This is a genomic window from Clostridia bacterium (genome assembly GCA_026414765.1).
GTDB lineage: Bacteria > Bacillota > Clostridia > Acetivibrionales > DSM-27016 > SKW86.
Genome location: JAOAIJ010000026.1, coordinates 30451 through 51136 on the forward strand (window position 1 = coordinate 30451; position 20686 = coordinate 51136).

The following is a 20686-nucleotide window of genomic DNA, read 5'->3' on the forward strand; positions in this document are numbered from 1 at the left end:
GAAAGAATAAGTTGAAAAAAATTTTTATAGAAAATAAAAAAATATAAAAGGATTTTTTTCTTCCTTATCTAATCTCAATAGTATAGAATATATTTATAAAGTATAGGACAGTCAAAGGGGGATGGTTATGAACATCAATAACGAAGTCAAGACAGAAAACAATGATTTGCAAATGCTTCTTTTGAAAATAAGGAGCAAATACCCGTCCTTGACAGATGCAGCAAAAAAAGTAGCCGATTTCATACTAAACAGATACAGTGATGCAGTCTATCTGAATATCAGTGAACTGGCAGGGAAATGCGGGGTAAGTGAGTCAACTATAACAAAATTTATTAAGACCATGGGATATGGCGGGTTTCATGAATTGAAAATAAGCCTGGCCAGAAGTTCGGGGCCTGCAGTTGAAAGCGATGTATTATATGGTGAGATAAGCCTTGATGATAACATAGAATCCATTTGCAATAAGATTTACTACAACAATATGGAGGCTATGAAGGATTCTTTAAGAATTCTTGATTTTGATAGTATGGATAAGGCGGCAGTTATGGTTTTAAGAGCAAGAAAAGTGGACATTTATGGCATGGGAAGCTCAACTGTTGCTACTCTGAATGCGAAAATGAGACTATACCGGCTAGGAATAATGTGTTTTACATACAATGACCCCCATGAGCAGATAATATCCGCGTCACTTTTGAAAAAAGGAGATGTAGCTATAGCAATCAGCAATTCCGGAAAATCCGCAGATGTGGTAAAAGCAATGGATATAGCAAAGCAATCGGGGGCGTCAACTATTTGCATAACAAATTATGATGATACCCCCATAACCAGATATGCAGATATAAAGCTTTTTACTTCAACCAAGGATTCCGAGGAACTGTGTGAAAGTCTGCATGCGAGGATAGCCGAACTGACTCTTATCGATGCATTGTATGTATGCATAGCCAGCAAAATGAAAAAACAGGCTATGAGCAATCTTTATAAAACTTCTGAGGCTATTAAGACTCATAAATTGACATAAGTTGCATGTAAATTTTCGGGAAGCTAAGAAACTTCCCGGGTATTAATAAAAAATGGAGGGTTTGATATGCCGCACGTACAATCAACTACTAGAGGGTTTGGATGCCCGGGTAAGTACATTCAGGGCCCCGGTGAAATGAACAGATTGGAAGAATACACTTCAGCTTACGGATCAAACGTATTTGTGCTGATAGACCAGAGATTATTTGACAATATAAGTGACAAGCTGAAAAAGGTTTATTCAAATACTTCTTCAAACCTCACTTTTGATAAGTTTACAGGAGAAGTGACACTAAAGGAAATCGACAGGGTGATAAAACTTGCTGAGCAAAGCAAGCCGGATGTAATTGTAGGAATAGGTGGAGGAAAGACTATAGATACAGGCAAAGCAGTGGCAGCAAGTATGAAAATTCCTTTTATAAGCGCACCTACAGCTGCTTCTACAGATGCACCCACCAGCGCGCTTTCAGTAGTATATACTGAAGAAGGTGAACAGACCCACTGCATATTTCACAATGCAAGTCCTGATATAGTTCTTGTAGATACTGAAATCATTTTAACTGCTCCTGTACGTTTTTTGGTTTCCGGTATGGGTGATGCATTGTCAACGTACTTTGAAGCAAGGGCAAACGCTGAATCAGATACAGCAAACTATATCGGTAAAGGTTATAGAAGGTGCAAGGCGGCTATGGCAATAGCAAAGCTGTGTTACGAAATACTGCTTGAGGATGGACTGGAAGCAAAGCTTGCAGCCGAAAGAGGAGTATGTACAGAGGCTTTGGAAAATGTAATTGAAGCAAACACTCTGCTTAGCGGGGTAGGATTTGAAAATACGGGGTGTGCTGCGGGACATGCAATAAATGAAGGACTTACCGTGCTTGAAGAAACTCACCATTTCTATCATGGAGAAAAAGTTGCATTCGGTACTATATGCCAGCTTGTTCTGGAAAACAGGCCAAAGGAAGAAATTGAAGAAGTAATAAAATTCTGTCTGAGTGTAGGATTGCCTACAACTTTAAAAGACCTGCATGTAGAGCCTACCTATGATAAACTTATGGCAGTTGCAAAAAGGGCTGCTATAGAAGGTGGAATAGCCCATGCGGAACCTTTTAAGGTAACACCGGAAATAATATATAATACTATTCTTGCGACAGATGCTCTCGTAAATCATTATAAAAAGCTGTGGGGTATATAAAAAAGAAAAGCTAGAGACAAATACCCAGCTTAAGAAGATAGATAATATAAAAATAATTAAACAAACTAACAACTAACATTATACAATAAAAAAATCATATTGAAAACCTAAGGGAAGTATATCGGAATACTTTCCTCCGGTCTTGCCTTTTTTTCTTTTTTCGCTTTAAGATACAGTGCATTTGATACATTCCTGTGAAAAAAAGCTTCATATTCACATCCCTTCTCCTTAAGGAGGAGGGGTGGAGGATAAGTTTATTTCTTTGCAAACTTCACATATACCAATAAATTATTTTTTTATGCCGGTTGATTTTTCCGGTGGATTTTCATTAAGAAGTTCAATTCGTTGAGCAATATCAGGCTGAAGGCCTGCATTTTTAGGAGGAGGATTCGTTATGAAGGCAGCATATTTTTATGGAGTTGGAGATATAAGGGTTGAAGAAGTGGAAATACCTAAAATAGATGAAGAAGAAATACTGATAAAAGTAAGAGCAACAGCCGTATGTGGAACTGACCTGAGAATATATAAATTCGGACATTTTAAAATTCCTGAAGGTACGAAGAGAGTTCTGGGACATGAAATCGCAGGAGAAATTGTAGAAGTGGGTTCAAAAGTAAAGGGTTATACAATAGGAATGAAGGTAGCAACCCCTCCAAACATAGGTTGCGGCACATGCCCGGCATGTATAGCTGGTTTTAATCAGATGTGCCCTGACTATGAGGCGTTTGGCATAAGCCTTGACGGTGGATTCCAGGAATACATGAAAATTCCCGCTTTTGCCATAAAGGCTGGAAATGTAGTACGCATTCCAGCTGGATTGAGCTTTGAAGAAGCAGCCATAACAGAACCGCTTTCCTGCTGTTATAACTCTTACAAGGCATTAAAGACAGTGCCTGGTGATACTGTTCTGGTAATAGGTGCAGGTCCCATAGGAGCTCTCCATGTGATGATGAACAAACTTGCAGGAGCCACAAAAATAATAGTTGCAGATATTTCACAAGAGCGTCTTGAAGAAATAAAAGCCCTGGGAGCTGATGTAATAATAAATTCCGGTACAAACAATCTGATAGAAGAAGTTAATAAAGAAACAAACGGTGCAGGTGCAAATGTAATAATAACCGCCTGTTCAGTTCCAGATTTGCAGAGGCAGGCGCTCGAAGTGGCTTCAGTACATGGAAGAATAAACTTCTTTGGCGGGCTTCCGAAAGGTAAGGAAGAAGTAACACTCAATACCAATCTTATACATTACAAGGAACTTATAGCTTTAGGAACTACAGGATCAAGCATCTCGGATTATTATAAGTCAATGCAGATTGTAGCTTCAGGTAAAGTAAATGCAAAAGCATTGGTAAGTGCTACCTTTAGTGTAGAGGACACTGTCAAGGCTTTTGAATATGCAGCAGCCGGAAAAGGGATGAAGGCTGTAGTAACCAATGCCAAATAATCTGTAGAAATTGAAAATAGTCCTTAGGCAGGAGGAAGCTCAAAGTGAAATATTTGATAGGAATTGACATAGGTACTACAGGCACAAAGTCTGCTCTGTTTGACACAGAAGGCAGGCTGATTGCTGATGCTTATCTGGAATCGAAGCTTTATTATCCGAAGCCGGGCTGGGTGGAACAGAATCCCCGGGATTTTTACACCTCTTCGTGTGATACCATACGCGAGGTTATCAGAAAATCAGGTGTAGATCCTAAAGAGGTTGCCGCCCTCAGTTTAGACGGCCAGATGGCAGGAATACTGGGAATAGATGAAAAGTGGAATGCTGTAACACATTATGATTCATGGTTGGACACAAGGTGCAAAAAATATGTTGAATATATTAAAAACAACTTTGAAGATAAGGTTTTAAATCTTTCAGGACTTCCGTCAACAGTCGCACATTGTGCAAAAATGCTATGGTGGAAAAATGAACAGCCTGAAATTTTTGCAAAGATAAGTAAATTCATACAGCCTGCGGCTTTTGTTGCAGGATTGTTTGCAGGGCTTTCAGGCAGGGAAGCCTTTATTGACTACACTTACCTTCATTTTACAGGGCTTTATGACGCAAGTGCTATTGAGTGGTCAAGTGAACTGTGCAAGGATTTTGGAATTCCTATGGATAAGCTTCCGGACATAGTCGAGCCTTGGAAAGTGGTAGGGACACTGACCGAAAAGGCAGCAAGGGATTGTGGTCTAGTGCCGGGAGTGGCAATTGCGGCAGGTACGGGGGATCAGGCAGCAGGGTTCCTGGGTGCGGGACTGGTTGAGCCGGGAATGCTGGTAGATGTTGCTGGTACTGCTTCAGTATTTGCTTGCTGTGTCAATGAGTATAAGCCGGACTTGAAATTCAAGACCCTGCTTTTCCCAAAGGCAGCTTCAAAAGGATTATGGTTTCCGCATGCATACATCGGTGGAGGCGGCTTGTGTCTCAGGTGGTTCAGAGATGGGATAGTCAAGCCCGGAAAAGACGAATTTGATGAAATATATAAGATTCTCGACAGGGAAGCCTCAGAACTTCCTGCGGGCTCGGATTCACTGATGTTTATACCGCATCTTGGCGGAAGAAACTATCCTTATGACAGTGATGTAAGAGGAATATGGGCAGGCTTTAGCTGGGGACACGAAAGAAAGCATTTTTATAGGGCTATGATGGAAGCTGTTGCCTATGAATATTATTATTATCTTAAAATCGAAAAAGATCTTTTTCCAAATGCCAATTTCAAGGAAGTCAGAGCTATCGGCGGAGGCTCTAAAAGCAGAGTATTCAATCAGATAAAAGCAAATGTACTCGGAATACCATATGTGCAGCTTTCCAGGGATGAAGTCGGAGGTCTGGGGTCAGCTATAATTGCAGGTCATGCAGTAGGTTTGATCAGTAATATGGAAGAGGCCGCAAAAAGATTTGTCAGCACAAAAAACAGAATTGAACCGGATATGAAGGCGAATGAATACTATAAAAACTTTGCCGAGCTTTATATAGAAATGTTTAGGACGCTGAAGCCTTTATATAACAGGCTCGCAGAAATTTCTGCAATAGAAAAACCATAGAGAGGATGAAGTGTTTTGTATAAATTAATGCAGGCAGCCGTGCTGCATGCCCCGTCAGACTTAAGAATTGAGCAGGTCAGGATTCCTGCGGGTATAGGCGGTGACGAGGTACTGGTTAAGGTCAGGGCAGCAGGAATATGCGGTTCTGATCTGGATAGGGTAATGAAATCGGGAACTTACAGCTTTCCTACTATTCCAGGCCATGAATTTTGTGGAGAAATAGCTGAGGTAGGTGCTGAGGTAAGGGACTATAAAAAAGGTGACAGGGTTGCGGTAGCTCCCATGCTGCCATGCTTTACATGTGAATTTTGCCAGCAGGGGAATTACGGACAGTGCGACAGCTATAACTTTCTTGGTTCCAGAACAGACGGCGCTTTTGCCCAATATGTGAAAGCTCCGGCGAGGAATCTTATAAGAATGCCCGACAGTGTCAGCTTTATGGAAGGTGCTGCAATCGAGCCTGCAGCTGTAACACTTCACGGTATGAGAAAAGTAGGTGTTAATGTAGGTGACACTGTTGCTGTTTTAGGTTGTGGAGCCATAGGGCTTTTTGCAATACAATTTGCAAAAATAATGGGTGCAACAAATGTAATAGCTGTAGATATAGCTGCTGACAAACTGGAACTTGCCGATAAAATAGGAGCGGACAGGTGTATAAATGCACTTGAAGGTGATGTAGTCCAGGCTATAAAGGATGCTACAGATGGGAAAGGTGTGAATGTAGCTGTCGAAACAGCCGGGGTAAGTCTCACACAGGAGCAATGCCTGAGAATTGCCAAAAAGCAGGGAAGAGTTCTTTACCTTGGTACAGCTCACAGGGATGTGGTAATCCCTCCCAAGTCATTTGAGTGCATAGTCAGAAATGAAATCACAATAGTTGGCGCGTGGAACTCATATTCTGCTCCTTTTCCGGGTGTAGAATGGCATGCGACGCTTGAGTATATAAAGGCAGGAAGCCTTAAGATAAATCCTTTGATTACACATACAGTATCACTGGATAAAGCACCTCAGGTATTTAATGAACTGGCTGAAAGAAAGTATCCTTTCAATAAGGTTATTTTTGTAATGGATTAAAGATGCGGGGGTATTGTCATGTCAAAAAGTATAGAAATTATTGAATTGACTCCGGAAAATTTCAGAGAATTCGGACAGGTAATATCAACTGAGGGAAAGGCACCTGATGCAGGGGATGCAAACTTCAACTGGTTTGAAAAGCTTGCTGCCTTTAATAATATTAAAGAAGTAAGTGTAAATATTCTGGAATGCAAAAAGAGAGAACTGATTATTGACAGGCTTGAAGTTCATAAGGAAACGCCGGAAGTTGTAATACCTCTCGGTGGAGAAGATGTAATAGCAGTAGTGGCTCCTGCGGGTGAAATGGATGAAAGCAGGATAAAAGCATTCCGTATACCTGGAAGCAAGGGAATAGTACTGAATATCGGAGTCCGTCATTTTATACCTTATCCGTTAAAAGGCAATGTAAACTGCGTTATTATATTTAAGCATGCCACAGGTGCAAATGATCTGGTTTTCGAAATGCTGTCAGAGGTCTACAAAATAGGTTAGGGAGCGGACAATGAAGGGTTTTGTTTTTAATATCCAACGGTTTTCTATAAACGACGGTCCAGGTATAAGAAGTACTGTTTTTTTAAAAGGCTGTAATTTGCGCTGCTTGTGGTGCCACAATCCTGAGTCTCTTAAAGCCGCACAAGAAATTCTGTTTTTTGAGGAAAAATGTGTAGGGTGCAAAAAGTGTGAAACAGTATGCCCTTCTCATGCACATTATTTTACAGGTGAAGGGAATAAGGTATTTGACAGGTCAAAATGCAATTATTGCGGTTTATGCATCGAAAACTGCATGTATGACGCATTAGCCTGTGCAGCGAAGTATATGGAACCTGGTGAGGTTATGGACGTTTTACTAAAAGACATGGATTACTACAGGAATTCAGGCGGTGGGGTAACATTTTCCGGTGGAGAACCCCTTCTGCAGAAAGAATTTCTTATGGAAGTGGCAGAAAAGACAAAATCCGAAGGGATACACAATGCCCTTGATACAGCTTTGAATGTAGAGTGGGAAGACATAGAGCATGTACTTCCATATATAAATCTTGTACTTCTTGACTTGAAAGTTATGGATTCAACCATCCATAAAAATGTGACCGGCGTTGGCAACCAAAGAATTCTTCAAAATGCTTTCAAACTATCTCAGACACATGTTGACATAATTGTTAGAATTCCAGTAATTCCGGGTATAAATGATACAGATGAAAATATGGGGAAGACTGCAGAATTTCTGAAAGATTTCAAGAATCTGACCAGAGTTGAGCTTTTGCCATATCATGATATGGGAGTTAACAAACACCTGACTCTGGGAAACAGGAATAAACACAGGGTGTTTGAAATTCCTTCGGATGAGAGTATCAGACAACTGACCAGGTGTTTTAGAAAGTACGGAATTGAAGTAATATCAGGGTAGGAGGGATATGATGCTGCCTGAAAGAATTGCTCAGTCAATAGAGAATTGGTTTGAAAAGGACTATAGAGCTACTTTTTATGAAAGAATTGATTATCTTATTGAAAGTGAAAAGCTTTTTGAACATCTTCCTTATGCAATTAGATATGGTAAGACGCTGGAATATATACTGGAACGCATTTCTGTGCCTGTCCTGCCAGGTGAAATGATAATAGGTTCGGTTAAGGAAACCATACCGACAAAACAGCAAAAGGAGCTGGCAGAGAAGCTAAGTCAGGAGTGGTGGGACATCCCTCATGAAGAAATCCAGAAAAAAATATTATGGTTTTATTCCTATGGGTGGTTGAAAAGAAGACCGCCGTGGTTTTACTCATTCGGGCACCTGGCATTGGATTGGGAAGGTATAATAAACAAAGGTTTAGCAGGATTCGTAGCTCAGGCGTCTAACGTATTGGGTGAAATCAGAAGAAAAGGTGATAAAAATAAGGAGAGCTTTTTAGAGGGTGCTATTATATGCTATCAGGCTCTCTCAAAATATATCATCAGATATGCAGTTCAGGCTGAGAAAGAAGCTGAAGGCTGTAGTGACCCTGAAAGGAAATCACAGCTTCTGCGTATAAGTGAAAGCTGCAGACATATCAGTGAAAAACCTGCAAGAAGCTTTTATGAAGCGCTTCAGCTGATATGGTTCATAGTACTGCCGCTTATGAAGGTTTGCGGATGCGGTGTTTTCAATCTGAGCAGAATGGATCAGTACCTGTATCCGTTTTACTCCAGGGATGTAGCTGATGGAAGCCTCACTGAGCAATTGGCGCTTGAACTTATAGAAGAGTTTTATAATAAAAACAATGAAATAATGGCTCCTACTGACCATATGTCACAGGAAACGGAAACTACAAAATACACCATAGAAGTTGCTTATGACGATCCGAATTATCTCATACTGGGAGGATTATCAGGGGATAATAAGCCTGGAGTGAATGAACTGTCCTATTTATTTGTTGAGGCTGCCCACAGGATGAAACTCCGTAATCCCTTTATAGTTGTACGGTATTACAAGGATATAGACAGAGATTTCTGGCTGAAGGTATGTGATGCTATAAGGGATAATGCCACTATAGTAGTATATAATGACATTACAATGATACCTGCATTGATCTCGTACGGGGTGCGGGAAGAAGATGTATATAATTATGGTTTTTATGGGTGCAATGATCCGAACATTCCCGGTGATGAGGGTGGACTCAGGCAATTGTGGTTTAATCTGGTGAGACCCTTGGAGCTTGCGCTGAACAGTGGCGAATACCCTTTACAGCCGAAAGATGACAAGCCGCTGGCGGAAACACAGTACTCACTTGAGGACAGAATGATAGGCCTCATGACTGGTGCGTACTATGGAGTTAAGACGAAGCATGTGTCGGAAATAAACTCTATTGACGATTTGCTGGAAGCTTACAGACAGCAGGTAAGATTTCTTATCAGTGATTACAGACAGGCATTTGAGAAGGATTTCAAACTGGAGCAGGAGTGCAATGCAGGAAGAATCAGAATAGAGGATTGTTTCTTAAATGGAACTGTTGATAATGCAATCAGTTGGAACGATGGAGGAACCAGGTATCACAAGATAACTGTTCAAGGAAGTGGCATGGCTTCGGTTGTAGATTCGCTGGCAGCTATAGAAGAACTGGTTTTCAAAAAAAGGGAAATGACACTGGAAGAGCTTGTAGACGTACTGGGGAGCAATTACAAGGATAGCGGATATTTACAGGCGAGACTCAGTAGAAAAATGCCTAAGTTCGGTAATGATATATCCTGGGTGGACGAGCTTGCAGTTAAAGTAACGGATATATTCTGTGATGAAGTAGCAAGGGTAAACTCACCGGAATATTTATACTCATTTTTCCCTACACTGTCTTCAGACAGGGATTTTACTACCATGGGAAAATATGTTGGGGCTACGCCGGATGGAAGGTCTGCAGGACAGCAGATCAGCGAAAACCAGTCACCTACAGAAGGAACGGATGTAAGCGGACTTACTGCGTTATTGAATTCTGTTTCAAAGATACCTTTTAAAAGAATAACAGGGGGACCTTTAAACATCCGGATACATCCGTCTGCAGTAAAGGGAGAAAACGGTCTGCAAATGTTTGCAACCTTAATGAAAACCTATTTTGACAAGGGTGGGTTACAGGCACAAATTAATATAGTAAGTAAGGAAGAGCTTCTGGATGCACAAAAAAGCCCTGGAAAGTATAAAAACCTGTGTGTCAGAGTGACCGGCTACAGTGCATATTTTACCCAAATGGGAAAGAAAGCTCAGGATGAACTTATTAACAGAACTGAAAAGTGTTAATGTGATGGTGTGAGAAAATTACATTTGTTAAAAAGATACAGGGCTTCATCGGATAATGGATGCAAGCCCGTTTGCTTAACCTAAGGTACTCATGTTCTAAAGGGGAGCTATTTATTATGAATGACATTATTAGAACAATGGAAAATGCGCATAAGGAAATAAAAGACCATGTTGAACAAGGTATTATTCCATTTTGGCTGAACAATAGCATAGATAAAAAATTTGGGGGGTATTTTACCTGTTTTGACGAAAACGGGAAGCATACCAATGAGACTGATAAATATATAGTGACACAAACAAGGATGATATGGGGATTGTCGGCCTTTTATGGCTGTTATCCGGAAAACAGCAGGTTATGTAAAGCAGCAGTGCAAGGGATTAAATTCTTTATCGATAAATTCTGGGATAACAAGTATGGAGGCTGGTACTGGCGTACAAAGAGAAACGGGAAGGTATGTGACAATGGGAAGGTGGTGTATGGGCAGAGTTTTGCAATATACGCACTGACTGAGTATACGCTTGCAACAGGAGATATCAGGGGATTGGAATACGCTGAAAAGACCTTTGATCTTCTTCAGAAATATTGTGCAGATACGCTTAATGGCGGATATTTTGAAAACCTTGAAAATGATTGGAGCATATCGGAGCCGGGGCTCAATGCCGGTGACAGGAAATCTCTGGATATACACATGCACCTGATGGAAGCATTTACGAAGCTGGCAGATTGTTCTGGCAAGGAGATACACCAGAGAAAGCTTAAGGAGATTATGGATATCATAACCGGCAAAATGCTCAATCTGGTGGCAGGTTGCGCTATGAACCAGTTCACTACAGACTTTAAGCCGATACCGGCTATTAATATCAGAAGGACATGGAACGCAGAGCGTGTTACGGGAGAACTAGTTGAAAAGCCTATGGATACTACCTCTTATGGGCATAATGTTGAGCTGGTATGGCTGTTGAACCGCGCAGCTGATGTATTGGAAATGCCGAAGGAGACTTATAGTCATATTACCCGCAGTCTGGTTGATCATTCTTTGAAGTTCGGTTTTGATTATGAACTGGGAGGGGTATACAGGGATGGTCCCCATGATGGTCCTGCGATAGTGGAGGATAAGGAATGGTGGCAGAATTGTGAAGTTCTGGTCGGGTACCTTGATGCTTTTGAAAGGCTCGGTGATGAAAAATACCTTAAGGCTTTTTTAAAGACATGGGAGTTTGACAAAAAGTATATGATAAACTGGGAAGTAGGGGAATGGAGACAGTTATTGGACAAATGCGGCAACATAATTGCCGGAGACATAGGTAACCCATGGAAGGCTATTTATCACACTGGAAGAGCCATGCTTGAGTGTATGCAAAGGCTTGAACGCCTTATAAACCGGTTTGAACCGGGTGAATAATAAAGTAATAAAAAGAGGATACCTTTTTAAGGAAGGTATCCTTTTGAGTGTTAAATATAGGAGATAAATATATTAGAGTTAAGGCTTATTGCCTTGCTTCCTTGATTTTTTCCACAAACTCTTTTGCAAGCCTTGTAATGCTTTCGAAATTACCGGTCTTTGCTCCGGCTATAAGGTTTCCTCCTACACCGATCGCAGAAGCGCCTGCCTTGATCCATTCGCTTACATTGTCAATGCTTACGCCGCCTGTAGGCATCAGGTTTGCCTGTGGCAAAGGACCCTTGATGGCTTTGATTATCTTAGGGCCGAAAGCTTCTCCGGGGAACACCTTAAGAATATCGGCACCCAGCTCCATTGCCTGAACAACACCCTCTATTGTCATTACACCCGGCATGCACGGAACCTGGTATCTGTTGCACAGCCTGATTGTTTCTGCACTCAGATACGGACTGACAACATACTGGGCACCTGACAATATGGCGATCCTTGCTGTTTCAGGATCAAGTACGGTTCCGGCACCTATTATGATCTCTTTTGAATAGGCTTTGGACAATTCTTCAATAACACTTGTTGCACCTGGTACCGTATAAGTGATTTCAATAGCGGCAGCACCGCCATTTAAGCATGCTTCCGTGATTTTTTTTGCTTCATCCGCATTTTCAGCTCTTACAACTACCACTAGTCCGCTATCAGTAATCTTCTTTATAATATTCCACTTTTTACTCATTTATGTGTCACCTGTCTTTCAGATTATGGTCCCCTCTCTATAAAAGAAAGGGGACAGGGGGAATTAGGTATTACCATCTTGGGTTGTCAATAATCGCCGGTTTACCGTCTTTTTCAACTATCAATTTTCTGTAACCTTTAGTTTCAATGGTTCCATAATCGTGACCGGCATCAGCTCTGAAAACAAAGAAAGTTATCAATGGTTCATTGCCTGTATTGATACTTCTGTGTGCATATCTTGCAGGTACGTAAACAGCTTTTCCGGGAGTCATTTCCTGAGCGTCCCATTCTCCTTCAGGGTTTTCCATAAGCATATAGCCCTTTCCGCTCAGACAGTAGTATACTTCTGCTGTATCGAGAATTGTATGGAAATGTCCCTTGGTCATAAAATACTCATTTCCTACTTTTCCCGGGTAGGTGATACTTGTTCCGAACAGCAGGTCACCGGGAGTCTCAGGTAAACCAAGCTCATAAAATTCATATATCATTTCGTCATTCTTTTTTATCATTTCCTCAAGTGCAGCTTCATCTGCAAACATTCCCTTCATGTTCGAGAGATGTCTGACAGTTGTTTTCCTTTCATTTGAAAGCCCGCTTTTTAAATCAAAATACATTGCAAAGGGATTGATTTTCATATTGGCGTTGTTATTATTACTCATATCGCAATCCTCCAGAATTATCCGTTTTTCCTCATCTCATTTGCTATTTTTTCACATTCATCAAATACCTTGCCTGTGATATCTATATGGAATACTTCTGCTATAACCTGTGTCCAGCCATGGATAAAATATATCCAACCATCTTCTACATGCAGATTTTTTGCTTCCTTTTGCCTGAGGGCCTGATGCATGAAATCCAATTCACCCCTATAGTTCAGCTCCCAAACAAGACTGTTTTGAGGGTAATCACAGTTATCGGTAAGCGGTGAGCCGGGTCTGTCTTTACCCAAGCCTGTAGCATTGATTACAAGGGAATATGGCTTTAACTTTTTGAGAATTTCATCACTGATATCAGCTTCAGGTGTCAGGTGATATTCCTGTGGCAGTTCGGGTTTTATTTCCCTTACTATTCTTTCTATTTCTTCAAGCCTTGGTTTGCTTCTGTTTCCGACTATCAGCTTTGATGGGATATTATCACCTTTATTTTTGTTCAAGAGGTATGCACTGATAGCTATGGCACTTCCGCCGGCTCCGAGAATGAATACCTCCCCGCCATGGTCTTTCCAGTAATTTTTCGGTACGAATGCTTCCAATGACAAACCGCTGGAAATAGGGTCTTTCGCATATCCTTCAAGCCTTCCCTCCTTCTTTGAGATGGAGGAAAGTTCCCCAAACATCTGAGCATACGGGTCAAGGTATTCAAACATGTCTTTTGCCGCATTGTAGAGGTCGATTTTATGTGTAGTAACAAGGGCTCCAAGGGACAGTTCATCATTTTTGATAAACTCAACAACATCCCTGTAAACCTGAGGATCAGCATGAATTTCAATATCAATACCTTTTATTACTGCATCTTTCAGGCCAAGAGCATCTGCCCAGAGGGGGAACAGCTTCATAATAGATGATTTTCCTGTTGTAACTCCAATGAAGTACATGGTTGGTTGTGTTGCTTTTGGTGGTAAAATCATAGCAATACTCCTTTGCTTGTTAGTATGTTTATTTTTATTTTCTTCCAAAACAAAAAGTAAATTCATCAAACACGTCGCATGTAGAATATTATCTGGTGCGCATAGTAAATGCTTTTGCAGGGTTGAGAACTGTGAACTTGTTGATTATGCTGTCTGTGAGACCATAGCTTTTCAGCAGGGGTATGAAATGAGTCATAATATAGTCCAGACCAAGGGTTCCTCCATAACTTTTCATACGCTCTCTTGTTGTATCCAAGCCTATAAGTATCCTGTCTTCAAAACCGTATTCTACCATCTTTACTATGAATTCTGCTTCTTCTTCATCCGTATGATACTTAAACCTTCCTATAGTATCAAATTCCAGATATACACCTGTATCAGCCACTTCACGTATATATCCCGGATCGTTAAGAGTTCTGTCAAGGTGGCATACTATAATTGAATCTGCAGGTATTCTATGATCGGTGAAAAGCCGGATTTGTCCTAGAGCCCCTTTCCCCATTTCTGTATGGCTCAAAACAGGTAAGCCTGTTTGTACGGAAGCCTCTGCTGCGGCTAGAAACAGTTTTTTATATTTATCATCGACGCCGTTTATATCTGAAGCTGTTTTTATTACACCGGGTTTTGCATCTATATGCTGAGCGGGACTACTGGTGTCTGAGTTGATATACATACCATATCTGAATTCGTTTATAAAAACCTGAGCTAATTGAACTTCATCCATTATGTTTATCCAATGGTTTTCAGGGTAGAATATGAGCTTGTGGAAACCTGTAGAAGCTACAATGTTTACTCCGGTGTTTTCAGATACGTTTACAAGAAGTTCTGCTATCCTGCCGCAGCCTACCGGTTGTGCGTCAACAATGGTATTGCCGCCGGTTTCTTTGAATAATACTACTTCATCCAGTGTTTTTGAATAATCATCAAGTCTCAAAGCTGCATGAATTTTTGCTGAATGCCCATCTGCAAGGAAAAGGTGTTCATGGCTGTGGCAAAAGCCCAGCTCACTTCCGGACACATACCCTTTTACCGTCATAATTGATTTATTATCTGGATTATTCATATTTTTACCTCTTACTCCAACATGTCAAGAAGGTTTTGTGTAGAAACCATTACCATCTTCTCTACAGCCTCACGGGTAAAAGCACCAATGTGAGGTGTGAGAATAAAATTATCAAGTGCGAGAAGCTTTTCGTCTTTGGAAGGAGGTTCATTTGAAAACACATCCTGTGCAGCTCCTGCGATTCTGCCGTTTACCAAAGCTTCATACAAGGCAGCTTCATCCACTAATTCTCCACGGGATGTATTAATTACGAAGGTTGATGGCTTCATAATTTCAAGAGATTGTTTATTTATTAAGCCTTTCGTTTCAGGTGTGGCAGGCAGATGAAGAGAAATTACGTCTGAATTTCTAAATATATCATTAATATCAGAACAGCGGCTTATGCCGTATTTTTCTAAAAATGCAGTATCATTAAAATACGGATCATAGATTGTTACGTCCATTTCCAGTCCACGTGCTCTTTTAGCTACTTCTTTGCCTATCTGGCCCCCACCTATCAGGCCTAGTTTTTTTTTCGTCAGTTCATAGCCTATAACCCTTCCCCATCCGCCAGCCTTTACACCCGCAGAGGTAGGAGGAATATTTCTCATGGCAGCAAACATTAGGGCTATTGCCAATTCGGCAACAGAAACATTGTTGGTACCTATAGCGTTTTTAACTTTTATGCCTAATTCTTTTGCACTGTTCAAATCAATATTGTCCATGCCTACACCATACTTCGATATGGCTTTGAGGTCCTTGCAAGCACTAAGTACCTGGGAGGGAAGAGGGTCCACACCGACTATTATCCCTACTACATTCTGACTGGCCAGGTTTATGATATCCTGCTCTGTCATAGTACGTCCTAAAGTGTTTTCAATAATTTCATAACCTTTTTCTTTTATCAGAGGGTATGCTTTCTCCTTATAAGTAGTAAAAGATTTTGGTGTTATTAGAATTTTTTTTGACATGATTACACCGTCCTTGTCAGTTTGTTTTAATCTTAAAGAGTATTTACAGAAGCAACCACAGTTGACCAAAACATGTTGTGTCAGTAACTTAATGCGTTATGTCGGTTTGATAAAGCTAATAGCACAATACGTTAAAGCAAGTTTTTTTATTGTATCAGAATATGTAACTAATATGTACCAATGTAAATATGTCATTACATATAGCTGCCAAAAAAAATTTCTCTTACTTATTATTTATTATTAGCTTCTGGAAAATACATCTAGTATCCTATCTGGGGTTTCTTTCCAGGACAAAAGTAAACTTATTTCTATCTCCCCTGTATTTGGCAAGTGAGTATTCAATAGGTGTAGAATCTGCAAGGTGGGCGATACTTTCAAAGAACTGTATAGGAGCACCTTTTTCTATTGCCAGCAGATCAGAGTCATATTCACCTGCCAGCTTAGATTCGAGATGCCTGGTAACACTTGATATTACAAGACTATATTCATTTTCCAGTATCTCATATAATGAATTGTTTTCCAGATCCTTGGACATTATATCGGGACACTTTTCATAAGGCAAGTAGGTGACGACAAAAACGATAGGATCTTCATTTGCAAAACGAAGTCTTGAAAGCTTTATTATTTTACTTCCCAGTGGTGTTTTTAATGCATGGCTGATATGTTCGTCACTTTGTACTATTTCTGTGCTTAATACCTTTGTTGAGGGCTTAAAGCCCTTTTTGCGCATTTCATTATTAAAGCTGTCCAATACAAGGAGGAAATCTTGATTTATTTTTGGCTTTGATATAAAGGTACCTTTACCCTTTATCCTAAATAAATAGCCTTCTACGACAAGCTCATTTATTGCTTGGCGTACTGTGGGCCTGCTGACATCAAAATGATGACTCAGTTCAACTTCAGTGGGAATGGGACATTCTGTATCTGTGTGATGTTCATTTATATATTCAAGGAGTATTTCTTTTAGCTGATAATAAAGTGGAATAGGTATGTTTTTGTTTAATGGCTTGCTTAGAAAATGCAGCATCATTAATACTCCTTACATATGTTGTGTGAATGTAAATATGTAATGACATATCGTATATCTAGATTATAAATCAGTAAACGCATATTTGTCTATAGTAATATCATGTAGAAAAAACTATGTACAATGATTAATTTCCAGAAAAATGACTCTAAAGACACCGGAAAAAAGTATATCGGAAAATTTACTCCTATTTCGGTATAAATGCTAAAATGAAACAAAAGAAAAAAATAATTTTCATAAAGAGTATAATGCAAAAAAAAGATTTTACAAATCACCATAAAACATTTACTATATATAGTATAGGTTCCAAATCCAATATCACAAACAGATAAGGGTGGGATAATGCCAAAGTTGCGGATAGTGCACCGCCTTGCAAATATGTCCATACGGTCAAGATTACTGCTTTACTTTGTCATGTTTTTTATAATACCTATAATTATGATAGGTGTTATTTCATATTCTGTTTCGCTGAGTATTATTAAAGAAAGGGCAGTAGATTTCAGCAGCCAGACGGTGAAGCGTGTAACTGACGAAACAGAAAAGATATTGCTGGAAGCACATAAGATTGCGGTTATGATAGCAAATGACCCCACAATACAGGAACCTCTCAGGATACCACAGCATGAGGATATCTCGGACAGATTTTCAACCGATCTGAAAACAGATTCAAGGCTTAGTTTTATCGAGAGTTACAGTGCCGGCTTCTATGGGTTTTATGTCATTGGGCAAAATGGGGGTAAATACAAATCGAATTATTGTTCTATCAAAGATGAAGATCTTAGAAAACAGGACTGGTTCAGGAAAATAATAAATTCCTCAGGACCTGTCTGGTTTGGTATCCATACAGATTCTTACGCGGTTGAAACTGCCGGACAATCCTTTATTTCTGTGGGACTCCGTATTGTCGACAAAGCATCGGGACAGATTTCCGGAGTTGTTCTCATTGATATAGCAGTAGAAAGATTTACGGAAGTAACAAAGGATTCCAAGCTGGGAAAAACCGGATATATGTTTGTTGTAGATGAAAAGAAAAATGAAGTTCAAGGGCGGAATGACAAGCTTGTAAGCCAGACTCTGAACGAAATGGAAAAAAAATATCTGAAGAGTGACAGAGGAGCGACCGGTTATTTTGTCGAAAGCTTTGGAGAAAAATCCATAGTAATCTATAATACATCATTGCTTACAGGCTGGAAGACCATAGGCATAGTTCCTATGAATGAGCTTACAAAAGACAGCAGGGAATTGGGTTATATTATTGCTGTATTGACTTTGATGATATGTGTATTTGCTATCCTTTCAGCCTGGTATAATGCTGCAACTGTTGCAAATCCGATACGAAAGCTTATGCTGCTTATGAAAAAAGTTGAAGACGGTGATTTGTCTGTATCAATGAATGTAAAATACGATGATGAAATAGGAAGGCTTGGCAGAAGCTTTAACGTTATGATACAGAAGATAGGTACGCTTATGGAACGTGTCTATAAAGAACAGAAAGAACTTAGGAAGGCAGAATTAAAAGCATTACAGGCTCAGATAAATCCTCACTTTTTGTATAATACATTGGATTCCATAATATGGATGGTCAGAGCGAACCGTAATGAAGAAGTAATCAAAATGGTCACATCGCTGACAAAGCTTTTCAGGATAGGCATCAGCAGAGGAAAGGATATAATTACTATAAAGGAAGAAATTGAGCATATAAACAGTTATCTTACCATTCAAAACATAAGATACAAAAGCAAGTTTGACTATGAGGTGAAAATAGATGAGAGTTTGTACAGGTATAAAACGCTAAAGCTTATTTTACAGCCTCTTGTGGAAAATGCAATCTATCACGGGATAAAAGAAAAGAGGGGACAGGGCTTTATAAGCATTACTTCGAGAGAAGAGGAAAAATCTATAGTTCTTAAGGTTGAGGATGACGGAATAGGTATGACTGAAGAAAAAATCGGGAAGCTAAAAAATACACTCAGCAATTCCGGTGGAGAAACTATGGATAGCTATGGGGTCAGAAATGTTGATGAAAGAATCAAGATATTCTTTGGTTCTGAGTATGGGCTGGTTTTTGAAAGCAAGCCCGGGGTAGGTACCAGGGTAGAAGTAACTATACCTAAGTTATCGGAGGTGGAGGACGTTGTTAAGGGTACTATTGGTTGATGATGAAGAGATAATAAGAGATGGGATAAAGAACGGTATTGATTGGGAAAGCCATGGTATTGAAGTTGCAGGGACAGCTGAGGACGGTGAACAGGCTGTTGAAGCAGTACATCTGCTAAAACCTGATATCATAATCACTGATATTAAGATGCCCTTCATCGATGGTTTGGAATTTATTGAAAAGATAAAACCGGACTTTCCTGATGTATTTATTATAATTATAAGCGGACATGACGAATTTATCTATGCTAAAAGAGCTCTGCAGCTTGGGGCCTATGACTATATCTTAAAGCCTATTGAGCTTGATTATCTTAATGAAATTCTAATAAAAATCAAAACCGAGTTTGCAAAAAAGGAACAGGACGAAAAGGAAATCTGTGTACTGAGAGAACAGGTAGAAGAGAATGCTGGTCTGGTAAGAGAGAATTTCCTCAAGGAAATAGTCAATAAAAGGATGGAAACAGACTATATTAAGCAGAAATTTGAAGATCTTAATATTGACTTTGCCGGACAATGTTTCGGGGTTATTTCTGTTCAGATAGATGATTATTACAATATTACCCAAAACCTTGGAGAAAACGAGGCGTTTGAGCTGGAGGCCGAGTTCTGCAACACCGTTAGGGATGCACTGGCAAATGAACGAAGTTTTCTGTCATTTTCCAACCGAAGGGGAGAATGTGTAATAATCGCGGCTGAAAGGCATACTGAAATTCTGAAAAGAAAAACTGTCGACATTTACAACCGTATACGCGAGGAAATACGATCAAGAAATAAAACTTACACTTGTACGGCCGGTACCGGCAGTAGCTATAATTCTATGGAAATGCTGCCTGTTTCATATAAAGAAGCTATTGATACAATCAATTATAAGTTTATTATTGGAAAAGACAGAATTATCTTCTTTGATAATGTACGATCATATGAAAAGAACGAGTATTACTCAATAGACTATAATGATATGGAATTGATTTCACTGATCAGAACGGGTGACAAAAAGCTTATAGAGGACAAACTTCATGCACTGATGGACGATATCAAGGCAAAAGGAAGTAACTCCTATTTATACATGCAGATAGTTATCAGCAGTATATATATGCAGGCCATCAAAGTATTAAAGGATATAGGTGGTTCTGTTGAAGAAGTGTTTACAAACCCGATAGAGGCCTATAACAGGATAATGGCGCATCAAACAGTTGAAAGTCTTATGAGTGAGTTGACTACTGTGTTGTTTAGTATAGCCGACTATGTATCTGCCAGAAAAAGCGGGAGATTCAATCTGGTGATAGAGAGGGCGAAGGAGTATATAAAGAAAAACTACAGCAGGGATAACTTCTCTCTTGATGATGTTGCTAACTTTGTTAATATGAGTACCTGCTATTTCAGTGTTATATTCAAACAGGAGGTAGGCGAGACCTTCATTGACTACCTTACAGGCTTAAGAATAGAAAAGGCTAAAGAGCTGCTACTGCTGCCGGGTTACAAAACCTATGAAATATCCTATATGATAGGTTATAATAACCCCACTTACTTCAGCACGACATTTAAAAAAATTACCGGATGCTCTCCGTCGGACTATCGTGACAGATTTAGCAACGTATAATAATAAAAGGGTTTGCTTATATAACACAATTTGGATTGAGTATATAAGCAAATCCTTTAAAT

The 20686-nt window shown here is 39.8% G+C and carries 17 protein-coding genes; 11 read left to right on the plus strand and 6 right to left on the minus strand.

The genetic code is table 11. The features are described 5' to 3' along the window. The first annotated feature begins 127 nt into the window (after positions 1 to 127). The 9 genes from N3I35_10935 to N3I35_10975 all read left to right on the plus strand — a co-directional run bounded on the left by N3I35_10935 (position 128) and on the right by N3I35_10975 (position 11474). Positions 128 to 1018 (plus strand): MurR/RpiR family transcriptional regulator, encoded by an 891-nt coding sequence (locus N3I35_10935; protein ID MCX8130599.1) that lies wholly within the window; start codon positions 128 to 130, stop codon positions 1016 to 1018. Positions 1019 to 1084: 66 nt separating this feature from the next. Continuing rightward, a complete protein-coding gene (locus tag N3I35_10940; protein ID MCX8130600.1) occupies positions 1085 to 2212 on the plus strand; it encodes a glycerol dehydrogenase in 1128 nt (375 codons plus the stop codon). Between the two features lie 394 nt (positions 2213 to 2606). After that, positions 2607 to 3656 (plus strand): zinc-dependent dehydrogenase, encoded by a 1050-nt coding sequence (locus N3I35_10945; protein MCX8130601.1) that lies wholly within the window; start codon positions 2607 to 2609, stop codon positions 3654 to 3656. 44 nt (positions 3657 to 3700) lie between these two features. Further along, the gene (locus N3I35_10950; GenBank protein MCX8130602.1) at positions 3701 to 5242 is read left to right on the plus strand and encodes an FGGY family carbohydrate kinase; all 1542 of its coding nucleotides are present in this window, start codon (positions 3701 to 3703) and stop codon (positions 5240 to 5242) included. Positions 5243 to 5257: 15 nt separating this feature from the next. Continuing rightward, positions 5258 to 6316 (plus strand): galactitol-1-phosphate 5-dehydrogenase, encoded by a 1059-nt coding sequence (locus N3I35_10955; GenBank protein ID MCX8130603.1) that lies wholly within the window; start codon positions 5258 to 5260, stop codon positions 6314 to 6316. Between the two features lie 18 nt (positions 6317 to 6334). Continuing rightward, entirely contained in the window at positions 6335 to 6808 is a 474-nt protein-coding gene (locus N3I35_10960) for an ureidoglycolate lyase (protein ID MCX8130604.1), read from the plus strand. Between the two features lie 10 nt (positions 6809 to 6818). Continuing rightward, positions 6819 to 7721: a glycyl-radical enzyme activating protein gene (locus N3I35_10965; protein MCX8130605.1), complete on the plus strand. Its 903-nt coding sequence runs from the start codon at positions 6819 to 6821 to the stop codon at positions 7719 to 7721. 10 nt (positions 7722 to 7731) lie between these two features. Further along, positions 7732 to 10071 (plus strand): hypothetical protein, encoded by a 2340-nt coding sequence (locus tag N3I35_10970; GenBank protein ID MCX8130606.1) that lies wholly within the window; start codon positions 7732 to 7734, stop codon positions 10069 to 10071. Between the two features lie 116 nt (positions 10072 to 10187). After that, entirely contained in the window at positions 10188 to 11474 is a 1287-nt protein-coding gene (locus tag N3I35_10975) for an AGE family epimerase/isomerase (GenBank protein MCX8130607.1), read from the plus strand. 85 nt (positions 11475 to 11559) lie between these two features. Here N3I35_10975 and N3I35_10980 read toward each other — a convergent pair whose 3' ends face one another. From N3I35_10980 to N3I35_11005, 6 genes are all read right to left on the minus strand, one after another. After that, positions 11560 to 12201: a bifunctional 2-keto-4-hydroxyglutarate aldolase/2-keto-3-deoxy-6-phosphogluconate aldolase gene (locus N3I35_10980; protein ID MCX8130608.1), complete on the minus strand. Its 642-nt coding sequence runs from the start codon at positions 12199 to 12201 to the stop codon at positions 11560 to 11562. A 70-nt stretch (positions 12202 to 12271) separates the two neighbouring features. Next, on the minus strand, positions 12272 to 12835 hold the full coding sequence (locus tag N3I35_10985) for a glucose-6-phosphate isomerase (GenBank protein MCX8130609.1): 564 nt from the start codon (positions 12833 to 12835) through the stop codon (positions 12272 to 12274). Between the two features lie 41 nt (positions 12836 to 12876). Beyond that, positions 12877 to 13827, minus strand: coding sequence for a shikimate dehydrogenase (locus N3I35_10990; GenBank protein ID MCX8130610.1), 951 nt, complete (start codon positions 13825 to 13827; stop codon positions 12877 to 12879). An 88-nt stretch (positions 13828 to 13915) separates the two neighbouring features. Next, positions 13916 to 14890 (minus strand): hypothetical protein, encoded by a 975-nt coding sequence (locus tag N3I35_10995; protein MCX8130611.1) that lies wholly within the window; start codon positions 14888 to 14890, stop codon positions 13916 to 13918. Positions 14891 to 14901: 11 nt separating this feature from the next. Beyond that, positions 14902 to 15840 carry a phosphoglycerate dehydrogenase gene (locus tag N3I35_11000; protein MCX8130612.1) on the minus strand — a complete coding sequence of 313 codons (939 nt, stop codon included), beginning with the start codon at positions 15838 to 15840 and terminating at the stop codon, positions 14902 to 14904. 268 nt (positions 15841 to 16108) lie between these two features. Continuing rightward, positions 16109 to 16870, minus strand: a complete 762-nt coding sequence (locus N3I35_11005) for a GntR family transcriptional regulator (GenBank protein MCX8130613.1) — start codon at positions 16868 to 16870, stop codon at positions 16109 to 16111. A gap of 339 nt (positions 16871 to 17209) precedes the next feature. Between N3I35_11005 and N3I35_11010 the strand changes: the two genes are divergently transcribed. Together N3I35_11010 and N3I35_11015 are read left to right on the plus strand one after the other, a co-directional pair. Further along, entirely contained in the window at positions 17210 to 19024 is a 1815-nt protein-coding gene (locus N3I35_11010; GenBank protein MCX8130614.1) for a sensor histidine kinase, read from the plus strand. Continuing rightward, positions 19002 to 20624 carry a response regulator gene (locus tag N3I35_11015; GenBank protein ID MCX8130615.1) on the plus strand — a complete coding sequence of 541 codons (1623 nt, stop codon included), beginning with the start codon at positions 19002 to 19004 and terminating at the stop codon, positions 20622 to 20624. The genes N3I35_11010 and N3I35_11015 overlap by 23 nt, the downstream gene beginning before the upstream one ends. The last annotated feature ends 62 nt before the right edge of the window (positions 20625 to 20686 follow it).